Origin of the sequence: Vibrio sp. 10N.239.312.C11 (assembly GCF_041466065.1) — a bacterium.
GTDB lineage: Bacteria > Pseudomonadota > Gammaproteobacteria > Enterobacterales > Vibrionaceae > Vibrio > Vibrio tasmaniensis_A.
In genome coordinates this window covers 1-1,638 of the sequence record NZ_JBFSRZ010000132.1, presented here as the reverse complement: position 1 = coordinate 1,638, position 1,638 = coordinate 1, and the positions used below count along the sequence as shown (strand labels likewise).

General features: G+C 44.6%; 1 protein-coding gene. It reads left to right on the top strand.

Annotated elements, in window-relative coordinates; all coding sequences use genetic code 11:
• The first annotated feature begins 150 nt into the window (after nucleotides 1-150).
• Nucleotides 151-1,455 carry an inosine/guanosine kinase gene (locus tag AB6D07_RS22940; RefSeq protein ID WP_017097957.1) on the top strand — a complete coding sequence of 435 codons (1,305 nt, stop codon included), beginning with the start codon at nucleotides 151-153 and terminating at the stop codon, nucleotides 1,453-1,455.
• The last annotated feature ends 183 nt before the right edge of the window (nucleotides 1,456-1,638 follow it).

Here is a 1,638-nt window from a genome sequence, read left to right as displayed (position 1 = left end):
GCCTTGGAACTTCAAACACTGACAAGTCGCCCCGTGGGTTCATGGGGCGGATACAGACATCGTACAGGTGATTCTAAATGTAATAAAAATGAAAGAATCAGAAACAAAATGTGATATCATTCGGCAAAATTTTTTCACTGTATTTTTCATATGAAGTTTCCTGGACAGCGTAAATCTAAACACTACTTTCCAACTCACGCACGTGATCCGTTGGTCAACCAAATGCAACAAACGCCTAAGCTTCACCGCGCAACAATTGTCGGTGTTGGTCAAACGATTGTTGATATCGAAGCCCGTGTTGATAACGCGTTCCTTGAAAAATATGAGCTGAGTAAAGGTCACTCACTGGTATTGGAAGAGAGTAAAGCAGATGCGCTGTACGAAGAGTTAGTTGAGCGCGGTTTGATCACGCATCAATACCCTGGCGATACTATCGGCAACACACTGCACAACTATTCCGTACTTGCAGACAGTAAATCTGTATTGCTCGGCGTTATGTCTAAGAAGATTGAAGTTGGCTCATTTGGTTATCGTTACCTTTGCCGCACTTCTTCTCGTATGAATCTAAATCACCTTCAAACGGTTGATGGTCCTATTGGTCGTTGCTACACGCTTATTTCTGAAGATGGTGAACGTACGTTTGCAATCAACGAAGGCCACATGAACCAACTGCTTCCTGAAAGCGTTCCTGAAAAAGTGTTCGAGAAAGCATCAGCATTGGTTGTGTCGTCATACCTAATGCGCGGCAAACCTGAAGATCCGATGCCAAAAGCGGTACAAAAAGCGATTGAATACGCGAAAGCGCACAATGTGCCAGTTGTACTAACACTTGGTACTAAGTACGTGATCGAAGGTAATGCGGAATGGTGGCAAGAATATCTGAAAGAAAACGTAACCATCGTCGCGATGAACGAAGACGAAGGTGAAGCGTTAACGGGTGAAAAAGATCCGCTTCTAGCTGCTAACAAAGCACTTGAGTGGGTTGACCTCGTTCTCTGTACTGCAGGCCCTATCGGTTTATACATGGCTGGCTACACTGACGAGCCTGCGAAACGCGAAACCACTCTGCCATTATTACCGGGTAACATTCCTGAGTTCAATAAATTCGAGTTCAGCCGTGCTATGCGTAAGCAAGACTGTCAAGATCCGGTAAAAGTCTACTCTCACATTGGCCCTTATCTTGGTGGCCCGCGCGAAATTAAAAACACCAATGGTGCTGGTGATGGTGCACTTTCTGCACTTTTACACGACATGGCAGCAAACAGCTACCACCACGTGAATGTACCAAACTCAGAAAAGCACGAGCACTCGTGTCTAACGTATTCTTCTCTGTCTCAAATTTGTAAGTACTCAAACCGTGTAAGCTATGAAGTGTTGACTCAGCACTCTCCTCGCCTTTCTCGTGCACTACCTGAACGCGAAGATAGCTTAGAAGAAACATACTGGGATCGTTAAGCGACTCTATTAGGTAGTTAACTCTTAGAGGTTAACGCCAAGTTGGATTACCCATTCCTTGAAGGGCTGCTATATGCAGCCCTTTTTGTATTCAACACCAATATAACGGCAGCTGAAGGTAATCAGATCGTAAGCGTGTCATGAACACCGCATTCTAATCTTTCAGCACGAAGAATAAGATCA